16 protein-coding genes are annotated in these 15285 nt (G+C 66.2%); 5 read left to right on the plus strand and 11 right to left on the minus strand.

Annotation, left to right across the window (positions count from 1 at the left end):
- Positions 1-49: 49 nt before the first annotated feature.
- Positions 50-2080, plus strand: coding sequence for a M13 family metallopeptidase (locus tag BN972_RS17745; protein ID WP_142277117.1), 2031 nt, complete (start codon positions 50-52; stop codon positions 2078-2080).
- A 77-nt stretch (positions 2081-2157) separates the two neighbouring features.
- On the opposite strand, the gene BN972_RS17750 is transcribed toward BN972_RS17745, so the two are convergent.
- The 3 genes from BN972_RS17750 to BN972_RS17760 form a co-directional block, all read right to left on the minus strand.
- On the minus strand, positions 2158-3645 hold the full coding sequence (locus BN972_RS17750) for an FAD-binding protein (RefSeq protein ID WP_036360296.1): 1488 nt from the start codon (positions 3643-3645) through the stop codon (positions 2158-2160).
- Entirely contained in the window at positions 3642-4142 is a 501-nt protein-coding gene (locus tag BN972_RS17755) for a VOC family protein (RefSeq protein WP_036360298.1), read from the minus strand. The genes BN972_RS17750 and BN972_RS17755 overlap by 4 nt, the downstream gene beginning before the upstream one ends.
- Before the next feature lie 101 nt (positions 4143-4243).
- Entirely contained in the window at positions 4244-4930 is a 687-nt protein-coding gene (locus tag BN972_RS17760) for a TetR/AcrR family transcriptional regulator (protein WP_036360300.1), read from the minus strand.
- A 110-nt stretch (positions 4931-5040) separates the two neighbouring features.
- On the opposite strand from BN972_RS17760, the gene BN972_RS17765 reads away from it, so the two are divergent.
- A complete protein-coding gene (locus BN972_RS17765) occupies positions 5041-5484 on the plus strand; it encodes a nitroreductase/quinone reductase family protein (protein WP_036360301.1) in 444 nt (147 codons plus the stop codon).
- Here BN972_RS17765 and BN972_RS17770 read toward each other — a convergent pair.
- Positions 5481-6140 carry an Rv1815 family serine proteinase gene (locus tag BN972_RS17770; RefSeq protein WP_036360303.1) on the minus strand — a complete coding sequence of 220 codons (660 nt, stop codon included), beginning with the start codon at positions 6138-6140 and terminating at the stop codon, positions 5481-5483. The genes BN972_RS17765 and BN972_RS17770 overlap by 4 nt on opposite strands.
- A 64-nt stretch (positions 6141-6204) precedes the next feature.
- A complete protein-coding gene (locus BN972_RS17775) occupies positions 6205-7161 on the minus strand; it encodes a sterol desaturase family protein (RefSeq protein WP_036360306.1) in 957 nt (318 codons plus the stop codon).
- 18 nt (positions 7162-7179) lie between these two features.
- Here BN972_RS17775 and BN972_RS28880 point away from each other — a divergent pair, with 18 nt between their 5' ends.
- From BN972_RS28880 to BN972_RS17790, 3 genes are read left to right on the plus strand one after another with little or no spacing between them, the layout of a single operon-like run.
- Positions 7180-7434, plus strand: coding sequence for a hypothetical protein (locus BN972_RS28880; protein WP_148305401.1), 255 nt, complete (start codon positions 7180-7182; stop codon positions 7432-7434).
- On the plus strand, positions 7404-8063 hold the full coding sequence (locus tag BN972_RS28375) for an alpha/beta hydrolase fold domain-containing protein (RefSeq protein WP_099051111.1): 660 nt from the start codon (positions 7404-7406) through the stop codon (positions 8061-8063). The genes BN972_RS28880 and BN972_RS28375 overlap by 31 nt, the downstream gene beginning before the upstream one ends.
- 31 nt (positions 8064-8094) lie before the next feature.
- On the plus strand, positions 8095-9279 hold the full coding sequence (locus BN972_RS17790; RefSeq protein ID WP_036360310.1) for an NAD(P)/FAD-dependent oxidoreductase: 1185 nt from the start codon (positions 8095-8097) through the stop codon (positions 9277-9279).
- Here BN972_RS17790 and BN972_RS17795 read toward each other — a convergent pair.
- The 6 genes from BN972_RS17795 to BN972_RS17820 form a co-directional block, all read right to left on the minus strand.
- Positions 9276-10001, minus strand: a complete 726-nt coding sequence (locus tag BN972_RS17795; protein ID WP_036360313.1) for an MgtC/SapB family protein — start codon at positions 9999-10001, stop codon at positions 9276-9278. The two genes, BN972_RS17790 and BN972_RS17795, sit on opposite strands and share 4 nt — an antisense overlap.
- 91 nt (positions 10002-10092) lie before the next feature.
- A complete protein-coding gene (locus BN972_RS17800; RefSeq protein WP_036360315.1) occupies positions 10093-10419 on the minus strand; it encodes a DUF732 domain-containing protein in 327 nt (108 codons plus the stop codon).
- Positions 10416-11822 (minus strand): PPE family protein, encoded by a 1407-nt coding sequence (locus BN972_RS17805; RefSeq protein ID WP_036360316.1) that lies wholly within the window; start codon positions 11820-11822, stop codon positions 10416-10418. Before BN972_RS17805 ends, BN972_RS17800 begins: the two co-directional genes overlap by 4 nt.
- A gap of 32 nt (positions 11823-11854) precedes the next feature.
- Positions 11855-13099 (minus strand): PPE family protein, encoded by a 1245-nt coding sequence (locus BN972_RS17810; RefSeq protein ID WP_036360318.1) that lies wholly within the window; start codon positions 13097-13099, stop codon positions 11855-11857.
- A gap of 409 nt (positions 13100-13508) precedes the next feature.
- Positions 13509-13832, minus strand: coding sequence for a DUF732 domain-containing protein (locus BN972_RS17815; protein WP_036360320.1), 324 nt, complete (start codon positions 13830-13832; stop codon positions 13509-13511).
- A 39-nt stretch (positions 13833-13871) separates the two neighbouring features.
- The gene (locus BN972_RS17820; protein ID WP_036360322.1) at positions 13872-15281 is read right to left on the minus strand and encodes a PPE family protein; all 1410 of its coding nucleotides are present in this window, start codon (positions 15279-15281) and stop codon (positions 13872-13874) included.
- Between the last annotated feature and the right edge of the window lie 4 nt (positions 15282-15285).

Raw genomic sequence — 15285 nt, forward strand, 5'->3', positions numbered from 1 at the left:
CCCTTGGCCCGGCGACTGGAGGTCTGCGGTGTGCGTATTGGTTCGTGCGGTGGCAGTGCTACTTGCCACTGCCTTGGTGCTCGTGGGCTGTGGCAGCTCGGCCGAACACCGCTCCAAACCCAAGTTTGGCGCTTGGGGTGTCGACTTAACCGAGATGGACACGTCGGTCCGGCCCGGTAACGACTTCTTCGTGTACGCGGTCGGCACGTGGGTGAAGAACGCGAAGATCCCGGCCGACAAAGTGTGCGCTGGCGTCAATCTCGACATTCAGAACCAGCTCAACGCGGACCTGAAGGCGATCGTCGAGAGTGCCGCCGCCAAACACGCGCCCGAGGGCGACATCTCACAGCAAATCGGCGACCTGTTCGCGTCCTACATGGACGAGGCGCTGCTGAACAGGAAAGGCGTCGAGCCCGTGCGGCCGCTGCTGGCGTCGATCGACGCTGCCAATGACAGGGCGGCCCTCAATGGGGTCCTGGTGTCGTTCAACGGCAGGACTCGGGTGAGCGACCCCTTCCCCGTTTCGGTGGGGATGGACCCGAACAACCCGACGCGTTACTTGCCTATCATCTGGCAGGGCGGCCTCTCACTCGGTGAGCGCGACTACTACCTGGAAACCGATCCCGAATCGGTTGAGCTGCGCACCAAATTCGTCGCGCATGCCGCTCGGTTGCTCGGTCTCGGCGGTTTCGCCGATTCGCAGCAGCAGGCCGAACGATTGCTGGCCCTGGAAACCAAGCTGGCAGAGGTGCAGGTGCCGCGGGAGGACGAGCGCGACGTCGTCAAGACGAACAACATCATGCCGCGAGCTGCAGTCGAGCAGCTCGGGCAGGGCGCACCGTTGCATGAAATATTCGACGAGCTGAAGTTGCCGGCGCAGACCGACTTCCAGGTCGGCATGCCCAACGTATTGAGCCGCACCGCAGCGCTTTTCGCCAACGAGCCGCTGGACTCGTGGAAGTCGTATATGCGTTACCAGGTCCTCTCCGCCTACGGCGGCGATCTTTCGACGCCATTCGCCGATGAGCTGTTCGACTTCTACGGCCGAACGCTGGGCGGCGCCAAGGAGCGCGCGCCGCGGGTGGAGCGCGGGGTCTCTCGGGTGAGTAAGGGACTCGGCGACCCGGTCGGACAGTTATATGTCGACGCCCACTTCAGTCAGCAGACCCGAGACAAGGCGCGGGCGCTGGTCGAGAATCTCCGCTCCGCTTACAGCAAGCGCATCGACGCGGCCAGCTGGATGGCGCCGGAGACGAAGAGAGAAGCTCAGGCCAAGCTCGCCGCGCTAGTGGCCAAGATCGGTTACCCCGACCGATGGAAGTCGTATGCGACGGTCAAGATCGCGGCGGCCGAACTGGTCGCCAACGGCGACGCCCTGGCGATGTGGTCGTGGAACGACGACCGCAGCAAGCTGGGCAAGCCCATCGACCGCGGCGAATGGAGCATGACGCCGCAGACCAACAACGCCTATTACTCTCCTCGACTCAACGACATCGTGTTTCCCGCGGCGATCCTTCAGCCGCCGAACTTCGATCCAGCAGCCGATGCCGCGGCGAACTACGGCGCGATCGGGGCCACCATCGGTCACGAGATGAGCCACGCGTTCGACGACCAGGGCCGCAAGAGCGACGGCACTGGGTTGCAACGCGATTGGTGGACACCGGCCGACGCCGACCGTTACACACGTGAGGCGGACAAGCTTGTCGCCCAGTTCAACGGATACGAGCCGTTACCGGGCAATCGCATCAATGGAGCGGTGACACTCGGCGAGAACATTGCCGATCTCGCGGGCCTGCGCATCGCTTATGACGCCTACAAGCTTTCCCTCGGTGGGAAAGAGGCGCCTGTCATCGACGGCCTCAGCGGAGATCAGCGGTTCTTCCTCGCCTTCGCGGCGAGCTGGAAGGAGATCTGCCGGCCCGAAACCGAACGCAACCAACTGCTGACGGACGTTCACAGCCCGGCAAAGTTCCGGGTGAACGGGATCGTCCGCAACATGGACGAGTGGTACACCGCGTTCAATGTGCAGCCCGGCGACTCGCTGTTCCTCAAACCCGAGGACCGCGTCCGCGTCTGGTGAGGACAGCTGATTTTCCGCGCCTACCCGCCCGCGGCCGCAGCCGCGTGCGTTCCGGCGCTGTGCTTGATTTTCCGCGCCTACCCGCCAGCGGCTGCGGCCGCGTGCGTTCCGGCGCGGCGCCCGAAGAACGAACCTTCGCCCAGCTGCGTCCCGCTGGCGTACCCCTTGCCGTCCTGGGCGATGTTGGACGCACAGGCCCCAGCGGCGTACAGGCCTGGGACCACCGAACCGTCCTCGCGCAGCACTTCGCCGTCCACTGACACCGCCAAGCCGCCGATGGTGAATCCCGAGTACATGGCCCGGCCCAGTGACAGATCGAATACCGCCCAAGGTCCATTGTCTTGCGGGGCAACGTATTCCGGCTGCTTGTGGAAGTCCGGGTCCTCGCCCTTGGCGGCATACTCGTTGTAGCGGTCAAGCGTGGCGGCGACGTTGCCTGCCGGAATGCCCAGCGCGGTTTCCAGTTCAGCGATGGTCTCGTACCCGTCGAGGAATTTGATCAGCGGCATCTCGGGCATCTGCATGTGCGCTTCGTCGACGATCAGATAGGCCGTCTGCTCCGGCTGTTCCAGCACGAAAGCCGAGGTACGGGAATGATAGGAGTCTTCGGCGACGAACCGCTTGCCGTCCTTGTTGACGATCACCCCGGTCAACAGAATCTCCGGCGGATATGCGGCCGCGGTGATGAACAATTCGTCCATGTTCTTGGTGGCCCCACCGGCCGAGACGCCCATCCGGATGCCCAGCCCGTCGTCGTTCGGATTGCCAAGAATGTAGGGCGCCACCAGGCCGTGGTGTTTGGTGCGCCGCGGCTGTCCCAACGCGGGCGTGTGCTCGGACACCATGTCCGGGTTCATCGCGAACCCGCCCGCGGCTATGATCACGGCTTTGGCCTTGATCGCACCGGTTTCGCCGAAGTGCTTCCAGGCGACGCCGACCACGGCGCCATCCGCCACGATCAGGTTGGTCGCCCCGGTTTCGTAGCGAATTTCGACACCGAGCTCGGCGGCGCGCTTCACCAACAGGTCGACCACCATTGCGGCACCGCCCAATTCGCCGGGCACCGGCACAGAGTGACCGCGCGGCGCGGGCACCGCCTGCTCACAGTAGGGCCACACCTTCTCGTTGCCCGTGTAGCTGAGGCCCTCGGTGCCCGGCGGGACCACCACTTTGCCGGGGTAGAAGCTGCGCTCGAACTGAAAGCCAAGAGCCTCAAGCCAATTGAAATGCTCGACGCTGCCGTCGCAGTACGCGCGGATCTTGTCGAGTTCGGGTTCGCGGGACACCGCGACCAGGTACTTGAACATCTCGTCGGGCGAATCGGGATGACCGGTTGCCTCCTGCACCGCCGTCCCACCGCCCAGATAAAAGTGGCCCCCCGCCATCGAGGTGGTGCCGCCGGCCGCGGCGGCACGTTCGGCCACCAAAACTCGGGCGCCGCCCGCCGCTGCCGAAACTGCCGCGCAGCCCCCGGCGATCCCGAAACCGAGCACCAGCACGTCGACTTCATCCGACCAGGACTGCACCGTGTCGGCCTGGACTGTTGCTGGGATGTCGGTGCTCACCGCTGCTCCTGTTTGATGTAGTCGTAAAACGCTCTGATCTCGGGTGACAGATAGGCGATCTCCAGAAACGGCACTCCTGACTGCGGCGCCGCGACGTAGGCAAATCGCAGTCCGCCGGGCATGGTGCCTTCCTGCACCACATTCGCACCGTGGCCGGCGGCGTCGGCAATCGCGGCGTCGAACCGCTCCGGGCTTTCGGCCTCCAGGCAGATGTGGTGCAAACCTGGGCCGTGGTCGCGGAGAAAGTCACTATAGATATTCTCCCCGCGCACCGGCGCTAGCAGCTCCAGTTGCGTGTCGCCGAGATAGCTCAACGAGACGCCCGCAACGAAGTCCGCGGGCCGGCCGCGATAGGTGCAGCTGTCGGGCGCGAAGTGCACCTCCGGCATCCGTATCCACTTGCGGACGCCTAAAAGCCCGGTGAGAGCGGTTTCGGTGGCGTCGAGGTCCGTTGTCACCCACGCGATCTGGATGGGTGACTGAACTAGCAGGTTCATCGCCTCGCAGGATATCCCAGCGCGACGGCGGGCAGAAAGGCCCGCGCATTAATTTGCCGTGATGGCCGCAGTCCGGGTCTTGCCGCGCGGATGAACACGTTCTAATTCGACCCAAGCATGCCGATCAGCAACCGCACCTGGGTATCGAAGACGCTGCGCGGGTCGGTCAGTGTGTCCGCGCCATACTGCCCGAACACCTCGAGGCTGATCGCGCCCAGCACGCCCGCCCATAGGAGGAAACATTTAGCCATCACCCGGTCGTCGCCGGGGAAACCGAAATCGTGCCGGATCCGCTCGAAATCCGACGCCATCGGTTGGGGCGCTGCGTCACTGGTCAGCATGATCTCGCCGGTGGTGATCCCCGCCGCCAGGGCATCGAACAAATCCGCGACCACGCGGGTGCCGACGCCGACGGTGCGCTCCGCGGGAGCGTGGTACCCGGGCACCGGGCTGCCGTAGAGCAGCGCCCACCCAGCCGGGTGTGCCACCGCCCACTCCCGCACCGCGTGGGTAATGGTCAGCACGTCTTCACTCCAGGAATCCGTGTCGGCATCGTCGCGGGCGCGCTTCACCGCGTCGGCCAGGTCGGAATAGGCGTCGACGAGCAGCAGTGTCAACAACTCGTCGCGACTGGCCACGTATCGGTAGACGGCCGAGGAGACCATGCCCAGGTCCCGAGCTATCGCGCGCAGCGACAGGCCGGCCGCGCCGTGATCCACGAGGTGGCGACGGCCTAGTTCAACGATCTTCGCCTCGATTTGCTCCCGTGATTCCTGACGTTTGCCCACACGACGGAGTCTTGCAGTTCAGAGATCACCGCTCTTGCTTTTAGGTCACGGTTGTGACACGGTATTGCCAAGCGAGAGCGGTGCTCTCTGGATATCCTCCGGGAGGCGTAATGAACACGCACTATCAGGAACCGAATCGGGCCATGCGCGCTGCCAATACGGTCGTTCGCTGGCTGGCCGAATCCGGTATCAGCATCGCCGGCACCAGCGCGTTGCGGGTCCGCGGACGCACCAGTGGGAAACAACGCAGCGTGGTGATCAACCTGCTGACCGTGGACGGCGTGGACTACGTCGTCTCACCGCGCGGCAACACCCAGTGGGTGCGCAACGTTCGCGCGGCGGGCGTCGTCGACACCGGCCCGCGCTGGCGATCACGACGCGCCACCATCCATGAGGTCGGCGACGATGCCAAGCCCGAAATCCTGCGGCGTTACTTGGCGCGGTGGTACTGGCAGGTCAAGGGGTTCGTCGGGGGACTGACACCGGAGTCCGGGGACGACGAACTGCGCGCCGCGTCCGATCGGATACCCGTGTTCGCACTGGGCGCGGCCTAGCTGGGGTTCACTCCCCCGTCCTCGCGCATCTGCTGCGAGGTGGCCTGCCAGGAGACCGCGGCGGGCAGCGTTCCCCAGACACTGTTGAAGATGCCGACGAGTTGACCGCTCGACGGCGAGAAGACCGGTCCGCCGGAGTCGCCCTGTGACGTCTGGACACCGTTGGTCATGGTGAACCAGCCGTTGTTGACGCTCTCGATCGTGCCGCAGGTCTCGCCCGTGGTGATGCCGAAGTGGCACACCGGCTGGCCGGCCGTGGGCGCACCGCCGCCGGCGCGCAGCGCACGTCCGCCCGGCAGGATGTCGCTCGCGGCGACGCCTTCGGCCAGGGCGATCGCCTCATAGTCGGCGATTACCTGGTCGGTCGCCACGGTCGAGCCGGTGGGGGTGTTGTCCCGGAAGGTGGTCATGCGCCCGATGACGTTGTTGTCCTTGTCGTAGACCAGCCCGCTACCGCGGCAGTGCCCGGCGGTCACCGCGACGCGCGACCGCGGGTCGACGAAGCCCAGCGTGCAGACGTGGTTGTCCTGGTGGATCTCCATCCCGGGGTAGACGGCGATTGGGTCGGCGTGACCGGTCGCAGGCGTCAGGCCCCACGCCGACGCCGCGAGAAGTGCAGGTGCAATGAAAGTGCGCAGTGCCAGGCGGCTCACGATGGCTCCCGTCGGTTACGGCGTTATCACTTCGACATTAGAGCTTTCGCCGCCAGCTGCCGAAGCGTTACCGAGACGTGACCAGCGGGGTGGTGCCGTCGACCTGCTCTGACGTGCGCGGCGTCCAGCCCGGCGGGCCGAAAACGTAGCCGAGCCGGTCTCGGAACCGACGCGCGGAGCGCCAATCCCGGGCGATGGCCAGGTACTCGTGGGTCTGCAGTTTCCAGATGTTGAACGTGTCGACCTGCTTGGTCAACCCGTAGTGCGGCCTAAACAGTTCCTTCTGGAAGCTGCCGAACATCCGGTCCCAGATGATGAAGATGCCGCCGTAATTCTTGTCCAGGTACAGCTGGTCCATGCCGTGGTGGACGCGGTGATGCGACGGGGTGTTGAAGATGAACTCGAACCACCGTGGCAGCTTGTCGATGCGCTCGGTGTGAACCCAGAATTGGTAGATCAGATTCAGCGACCAGCTGAAGAACACCAGCCATGGCGGAAGTCCCAACAGCGGCAACGGGATCCACATCAGGATCTCTCCGCTGTTGTTCCACTTCTGGCGCAACGCGGTGGCGAAGTTGAAGTACTGGCTTGAGTGATGAGCCTGGTGGGTAGCCCAGATGAGCCGGATACGGTGGGCGACGCGGTGGTAGGTGTAGTAGAGCAGGTCTACACCGAGGATCGCGATGACCCAGGTGTACCACTTGGTCGCAGGGAGGTGCCACGGAGCCAGGTAGGCATAGATTGCGGCATACCCGAACAACGCAAGGGCCTTCCAAGCGGCCGTGGTGGCGATCGAGACCAGACCCATCGAAATGCTCGCCATGGAATCGCGGGTGAGGTACGCACCCGATGACGGCCTGGGCGTGGGCGAATCGTCGGTCGCCGCGGCGGCATCGAACTTCTCCAGCTTGCGGGCCGCCGCCCACTCCAGGGTCAACAGGAAGAGGAAGAAGGGGATGGCAAACAACACCGGATCCCGCATCTCGGCCGGCAGCGCCGAGAAGAAGCCTGTCACACCGCTCACAGCACACAGCCTAACCTGGTGAGACCGATGAAACGCCCGGTGCACCGGCCCCACGTGACGCAGCGGTTACTGCGTGCCTCCGGTGTCCGCAATCGGCTGTTCCCACCCGCGAAGCTGGCGAGTTGGGAGGCCAATCCCCGCCCGCCGTATTGCGGGCGCCCGTCCAAGCATTTGCTGAAGAAGATCGATGTCGCCCGGGACGACGTCAACGGCCGGCCGGTCTATCAGGTCACCCCCGCCACGTGCCGCCCAGCGAGCTGTCCGGCCATCTGATCTATCTGCACGGTGGTGCGTACGTGCTGGATCTGCTGCCACATTTTCACTGGCCGGCCATCGCGAAGCTGGCGAACCTGCTTCGGCGCACCATTACGGTGCCGATCTACCCGATCGCCCCCGAGCACACCTACCGCGAGGTGTTCCCCTTCTTGCTTCAGCTCTACCGGCGAATCCTGGCTGAGCGCGACCCCAATTCCCTTGCCTTCATGGGCGATTCGGCGGGCGGCGGAATGGCCTTCGCGCTGTGCCATGCGGTGCGCGACGCCGGCTTGCCGCAACCGACGGACGCGGTGCTGCTCTCCCCGTGGATGCACCTCGGGTTACCGGATCCCGAAGTGCTGGCGGTCGCCAAGAAAGACCCGTTCCTCAACCTCGACGATCTGCGCGCCGCCGGTCTGCGCTACGCCGGTGGTGATCCGCTCGACACTCCCCTGCTGAGCCCGAGCGTGGGCCCGCTGGACGGGTTGCCGCGGTTGACGGTGTTCACCGGCACCCACGACGTGCTCAACCCCGACGCCGCGCCTTCTACAAGCGTGCGACGGCCGAAGGCATCGAGATCGGGTGGTACGAGCTCGAAGGCGGCATGCACACCTGGATGTTGCTGCCCGGCCATAAGGCCAAGGTGACGCTGGAGCAGATCCGCCAGGTGCTGTCCGGGTGAAGCGTGTGGTGGTGATCGGCTCGGGGTTCGCTGGGTTGTGGGCTGCCCTGGGTGCCGCCCGCCGGGCCGACGAGCTGGCCGTGTCGGCGCAGGTCGAGATCACGGTGCTGAGCCAGAAGCCGTTCCACGACATCCGGGTCCGCAACTACGAGACCGATCTGAGCGATTGCCGGATCCCGCTCGCCGACGTGCTTGATCCCGTCGGTGTCCGGCATGTCACCGCCGACGTGGTGGGTATCGATGTCGAGGCCCGCCGCCTCACCACGTCGACCGGGCTGACTTTTGGGTACGACCGGCTGGTGCTGGCGTCCGGCAGCAGCGTGTGCAAACCGGACCTGCCGGGGCTGCTCGACTTCGCTTTCGACGTCGACACCTACGACGGCGCACTGCGGTTGCAGCACCATTTGCGCCGGCTGGCCGAGGGGCCACCGAGCCGCGCGGCGGCCACCGTGGTCGTGGTTGGGGCGGGGCTCACCGGAATCGAGGCCGCCACCGAGCTGCCGGCCCGGCTGCGCGAACTCGGCCTCACGCCCCGAGTGGTGCTCGTCGACCGCAACCGCCTGGTCGGCTCGGACATGGGCTCCTCGGCGCGCCCGGTGATCGAAAAGGCGCTCGCGCACAACGGCATTGAAGTCAGAACCGGGGTCAGCGTGACGGCGGTGAGCCACGAATGGGTGTCGCTGTCATCGGGTGAGCAGCTCGAGGCCGCGACGGTGCTGTGGTGTGCCGGCATGCGAGCCAGCGTGCTGACCGAGCAACTGCCGGTGGCTCGCGACCGGTGCGGCCGGGTCGCGGTCGACGACTACCTGCGGGTGATCGGAGTGCCGTCGGTGTTCGCCGCCGGCGATGTGGCCGCGGCGCGCATGGACGACGAGCACGTGTCGGTCATGTCGTGCCAGCATGGGCGACCGATGGGCCGGTACGCGGGTTACAACGTGATCAGCGAGTTGTTCTCCGAGCCGCTGCTGGCACTTCGAATCCCTTGGTATGTAACGGTTCTCGATCTCGGCCCGGCGGACGCGGTATACACCGAGGGGTGGGATCGGGTGGTGGTGGCCCAGGGCGCCCAAGCCAAGGCGACCAAGGAGACGATCAACACCCGGCGGATATATCCCCCGTTGTCGGGCAGTCGCGACGACCTGCTGGCCGCGGCCGCGCCGGAGTTGCAGGCGCGACCCTAGTCGGCCGGAGCGGCGGGCAGGATCGGACTGCTCGGCTCGCCGGCATACCAGTGCACCGCGTAAATGCCTGGTTGCAGCGACAATTCGGCCACCAGGCGTTCCAGCCGAGCCGGCGAATGCCCGTCGATCAGCACGTGGGCGGTGAGCGCGACGTTGTCCTCGGTGTGCCCGGTGTGAATGCCGCGCAGGATGATGTCGTTGCTGCGGGTGTGTTGCACGATTTGGGCGCGCGCGTACTTGGCGGACTTGGGCCGACAGATCACTTGCACCTGGTAGGGCTCAAGACTCTCGTCCTCGTCGGCGGAATTGTCGTGGTCGATGAACCTTCCCAGCGGGCGGCCCAGCAGATGGATGGCGACGACGGTTGCGGTGCCGATGAGCGCGAACACCAGGTGCCCGGACGCGGCCAGCACGCCGACCGCGGCGGAGCACCAAAGTGTGGCGGCGGTGTTGAGGCCGCGGACGTTGAAGCCTTCGCGCAGGATCACCCCGCCGCCGAGGAACCCAATCCCCGAGACGACATAGGAGGCGACCCGAGTGGGGCTGCTGTCTTCGGTGGCAGCGGCATACAGAACGAACAGGGTGGCACCCGTGGCCACCAGTGCGTTGGTGCGCAGGCCGGCCATCCGGGCCCGCCATTGTCGCTCGATCCCGATCAGCGCGCCACAACCTACGCCCACGCCCAACCGGAGCGCGAAATCGGCGACGGTCAGTGACTGCACCGGGCTACCCCTCTTCTCGACGGAAACGGCTACGGCAGCCAATCAGATCCGGGTGAACACCAGGTGGAGCCCAGGAGAACCTGGGATTCCGCTAGAAGTATCCGCCCTCCGGCTGTCCGAGGTGCTCGGGGCAGTAAGTGTTCGACGCGATGGCGGTGAACAGGGCGGCTCCGTCCAGCGTCAGCGCGGGATTCTGGTTCTTCACATCCGTCAGCACCTGCAGACCGGTCTCACCGTTGCGCATCAATCCGCACACCGCCTGCGCGGAGGCGATGGCTTGTGCCGGATTGGGAACCGTGATCCCGGCATTGGCCAGGGCAGCAAGAAACGCCGCGTCGTCCCCGGTGGGGTCGCCGTGCGCGGGGGCCGCGAAACCGACCATCGCGGCGATGGCAAGCAATGCCGGCCGCAGTCTCATTTCCCGCCTAGTTGCGCGTCGGGCAGGGTCACCTTGTGCTTGTCCTTGTTCGATACATGCACCGCGTGGATGCCCGGTTCCTTGGACAACTTGTCGAGCAGGGCGTCCAGGCCTTCTTTGTCCACGTTCCAGTGCTTGACCGAGTCGGGTTCCTTTTGCAGCTTCGCAATGACGCTGTCCAGCTTGACCGGCTCGACGGGTCCTTTTCCGCCGTTGGCGCGGGCGCGGGCGCCACTGCCGCTGAGCACCTGGGGGCCGACGGCGCCCAGCGCGCCGCCCGTCGCGGCGCCCAACGCCATTTCGTTGACCAAATTGCTCGGGATGGCCGCCGAAGGGGCGGCGGACAGACTGGTGGCCGGTAGCGCGGTGGAGGCCATCCGGATCGCGGGTGTCGCCGAGGCCCAACTGGGCGGCACCGACAGCTTGCCCACCACGTTGGCTTCGCCGACGCTTGCCGATGTCGCGGATCCCGCGCTGGTCAAACCGGCAGACGGCGCCATTCCCAGCCCCGCTCCCAAGGCTGATTTCGGGATGTCCTCGAGTGGGGGCTTCCAGAACAGCTTGAATTCGGTCATGGCGAGGTTCGGGATGCTCATGGTGTCGTTCGCGACGGTGCTGAACCGGCCGATGTCGGCGAAGATCCCGAACGTGTTCTCCCACGTCGCGGCGGCCACAGGGGTCCCGGTCAGGGCGTTCAAGAGCTGGCCCATGGCCTGCATGTAGGCGGTGCCGCCGCTGCCGAGCGCCTCGAAGACCTGCAGGACGATGTCGAACGGGAAGATCGGCGCCGCGGTCGGCGCGGCCGTTGCAGCGGCGGTGCCGGCTGCCAAGGCGCTGGCCTGCCCCACCGCTGCTTGCTGGCCGGCGAGCCCGGCCGGGTTCGTGATCTGCGGTGGTTCGGTGTACGGAGTCAGTCTGGCGGCGGCCGCCGACGCGCTCGTGTAAGTGAACATGGCCGACGTGTCCTGGGCCCACATCTCCGCATACTGGGCCTCGAGGGCGGCGATCGCGGCGGTGTTCTGCCCGAAAATGTTGGTGGCCACCAGCAAGGCCAGCTGGCTGCGGTTGATCGCGATTTCCGCCGGCGGCACCACGGCGGCGAAAACCGCCTCGTAAGCGCTCACCGCCGCCTTCGCCTGGTCTGCAGCTGCCTTGGCCTGCGCCGCGGTCGCGGCCATCCAGGACACGTACGGAGCGGCGGCGGCCGCCATCGCCGCTGCTGACGGGCCGGTCCACGATTCGTTGGCCAATCCATCGACGACCAGGCCGTAGGAAGCCGCGGTCGACTGCAGCTCGGCGGCGAGCGCATCCCAGGCCGTGGCTGCTGCGATCATCGGCGCCGCGCCCGGTCCGGTGTAGATCTGCCAGGAGATGATCTCCGGCGGTCGTACCGCGAAACTCATCGGCCGCGCCTTCCCTGTGCTGACGTCATCGGTCAGTCCGCCGGTATCACGATGATGGTCGCCGTGGTGGCGACTTCGTCAGCGGAGGCGCCGCCACCGGTGCCGGCCGTCCCGCTGCTGGTGGTGCGGATGCTGGCGCCGGCCAGCGCGCGTCCGGCCAGGCTCGCCATGGCCATCTCGCCGAACAGGCCGCCCTCGGCGGCGGCCGGAACCGCCGGGACAGCGCCCGCGCTCACGCCGGGCAGCATCGACGCCATCGTCCTCATCACCGGAGCGGCGGTCACCCAGCCCTGTGGCACCGACAGCGACCCGACCAGGGTGGAATGTCCCATCGATCCGGCAACGCCGCTGCTCGGCGCCACGGCTCCGACATACCCACCCCGCAGCGGCGCCAGGCCGGCCGCCGGCTTCCCGCCGGTGCTCAGTAGTGAGGCCACCCCCGGCCCGTTCTGTGAAAGGCCAAGGATCTGCAGGGCGAACAGCCACCAGCCGCCGAACAGCACGAACCCGACGATGGGACTGTAGGCGCCGGTGATGGCAGCGAAGAAGGGACGAATCCCGATGGCGTACGGCGCGATGGCCTCGATCACCGAGCCCACCGGCGTGGACGCGGCCGGTGCGGCGGCCGCGGCCGGACCGACCGTCTGCAGCGCGTTCGGAATCGCGGTCATCAGCTGGGACAGGCCCGACTGCATTTCGGCGGCGCCGACGGCCTCGCTGACTGCCGCGGTTTGTCTGGCCACACCCGACGGGTCGGTGGTCTCCGGCGGTTCGGTGAACGGCGTCAGTTCGGTGGCCGCCGCCGAGGAGGCGGCGTAGCCGTACATTGCCGCGGCGTCCTGGGCCCACATCTCGGCGTACTCCGCCTCGGTGGCGGCGATGGCGGGGGTGTTCTGGCCGAAGATGTTGGTCGCGATCAGGGCCAGTAGCAGGGCCCGGTTGGCCGCCACGGCGGGTGGCGGCACGGTGGCTGCGAACGCCGTCTCATAAGCCGCCGCAGCCGCTTTGGCCTGCATAGCCGCCTGTTCGGCCTGCGTCGCGGTGTTGGTCAGCCAGGCGACATAAGGCGTCGCGGCGGTGGCCATTGCCATTGCGGCCGGCCCGTGCCACGACCCGACGGTCAAGCCCTGCACCGTCGAGCCGTAGGACGCCGCGCTGGAATGCAGTTCCGCCGCCAGGGCGTCCCACGCCGCCGCGGCGGCGAGCATGGGTCCGGAGCCAGCCCCCATATACATGCGTCCAGAGTTGATCTCTGGAGGTAACGCCCCGAAGTCCATCTACTCCCCTCCGGTCCCCTTGTGGCCGCCATCGTAATCACGGGTTGACAGTTCCGTCCGCATTGCTGACGGAGCTCATATGAAACTCACCAGGTATCCCAATGGCGCTCCGCAAAATTCGCCATGCGGAACCGCGGAGCGCCGACCGATATCCTCTGATCAGGACTTCTGCCGGTATTGGATGAAACGTCGGCCTTTACCAGGACAATTTTGCCGATTTATCAATCGGATGGACGGCCGCTTAGCCAAGCAAAAGTTGATCACGAGAAAAGTGCAAATTGACTCAATTACGGTTTGAGCCAGGCAATGCGAAAGCGGTCCTCACAGCAAAGTGTGAGGACCGCTTTACCGCACGGTCACAAAACGGTCGGGCGCACCGGGCCGGACCGTTAATTGACGCCTGCCGGCGTCAGCTTTTGGAGAGGTGTTGTGGGCAGTAGTATTTCGCCGCTATCACGGCGAACTGCGCTGCGGCGTCCATATTGAACGCCGGGTTGTGTGTTTTGACGTCGTTGATCAGTTCCAGGCCGGACTCGCCGTTGCTCAAGCACGTGCACACCGCGTGGGCCGAGCCGATGGCCGCCGCTGGGTTGCTGTAGCCGATGTCGGCGCCATGCAGGGCCGCGAGGAACCCTGGGTCGTCACCGCCCGGGCCATCGTCGGGGTCGGCGTATGCCGGCGCGGCGAGACCGATCACGGCGGCGGCGCCGATCAGCACAAGTAGCAGTCTCATGACACTCCTCTCATGTTCTACTGCAACGTATTTCAGGCACTAGCCCAACTGCGCGTCCGGTGGCACGACTCTCGCCTTCTCGGGCTTCGCCAGGTGTACCGCATGGATACCGGGTTTCTTCGCAAGCTGTTCGAGCAGGCTGTCCAGACCCTCTTGGTCGACCGTGTGGTGCTGAACGCTTTCCGGTTTCTCAGAGATCTGCGCGACCAGTCGCTTGAGCTTCTCGGGCGACTTGAGGTCTTTGAGGTCCTTGACCGGAGTGAGGCGGCCCCGCACGCCGGTGCCGGCCAAGGCGCCGGGTGCCCCTGCGCCCAAGGCACTTCCGGCCATGCCAGCTAGCGACATCGAGCTCAGTAGGCTGCCCGCGCCGAGTTCGGCCGCCGGCACCGCTTCCGGTCCGGCTGCCGACAAAGCCGCCGCCACAGTCTGGATGGCCGGAGTGTTGGCGGTCCAACTCGGGGGAACGGTAAGCGATCCCACCAACATGCCCCGGCCGAAGTTGGCCGACGTGCCCGCCGTCCCGGCCCCGGTCAACCAGCCACGGCCCCAGTTCGGGGCCAGCAACCCACCGCCCAGTGCATCTTTGGGGAGCTCGCCGAGTATCGAACCCGGTTTGACGCCGAACTTGAGGACCTGCGATACCGGGAAGTTGATCAGCAGCCCGATGTCGTTGAACTGGGTGGTGAAGCCAAGCGGCACTTTGACAGCCGAATAGAGCGCGGTGAAGGTCGACGCCCCGGCCGGTCCGAACAAGCCGTTCAGCATTCCGTTGATGGTGGCGGTGTAGTCGGTGCTCAAGTTGGCCAGCACCTGCAACATCTCCGACACCGGATTTCCCGCTGCCAGGATGGATTGGACGGCATTGCCGGCCGCGGTGGCACCGGATTGGCTGGCCGCCAGCGCCTGGTTGGCCAGTCCCCCGCTGTTGACGATCTGCGGCGGCTCGGTGAACGGTGTCACTTGGCTTGCGGCCGCAGCCGAACCCGCATAGCTGTCCATTGCCAGCGCATCCTGTGCCCACATCTCGCTGTACTGGGCTTCGGTGGCCGCGATTGCGGCGGTGTTCTGACCGAACAGATTGGTTGCCACCAGCGAGGCCAGCTGGGTGCGGTTGGCGGCGATTTCGACGGGCGGCACGTGCGAAGCGAAGGCGGTCTCGTACGCCGCCGCGGCCGCGTTGGCCTGCGTTGCGGCCTGGGCGGCCTGGGCGGCCGTGGCGCTCATCCACGTTACGTACGGTGCCGCGGCCGCAGCCATGGCTACCGAGGACGGACCCACCCACGGCCCACTGGTGAGGCCCGCGATCACGGACTCGTATGAGGCCGCCGTGGACTGCAACTCGGTCGCCAACCCGTCCCAGGCCGCAGCGGCATCGAGCAATGGGCCCGCTCCCGGGCCGGTGTACATCCGGCCCGAGTTGACCTCCGGCGGAAACGCTGCGTAAAACACCTTT

It is taken from the genome of Mycobacterium asiaticum DSM 44297, assembly GCF_000613245.1.
Classification (GTDB): domain Bacteria; phylum Actinomycetota; class Actinomycetes; order Mycobacteriales; family Mycobacteriaceae; genus Mycobacterium; species Mycobacterium asiaticum.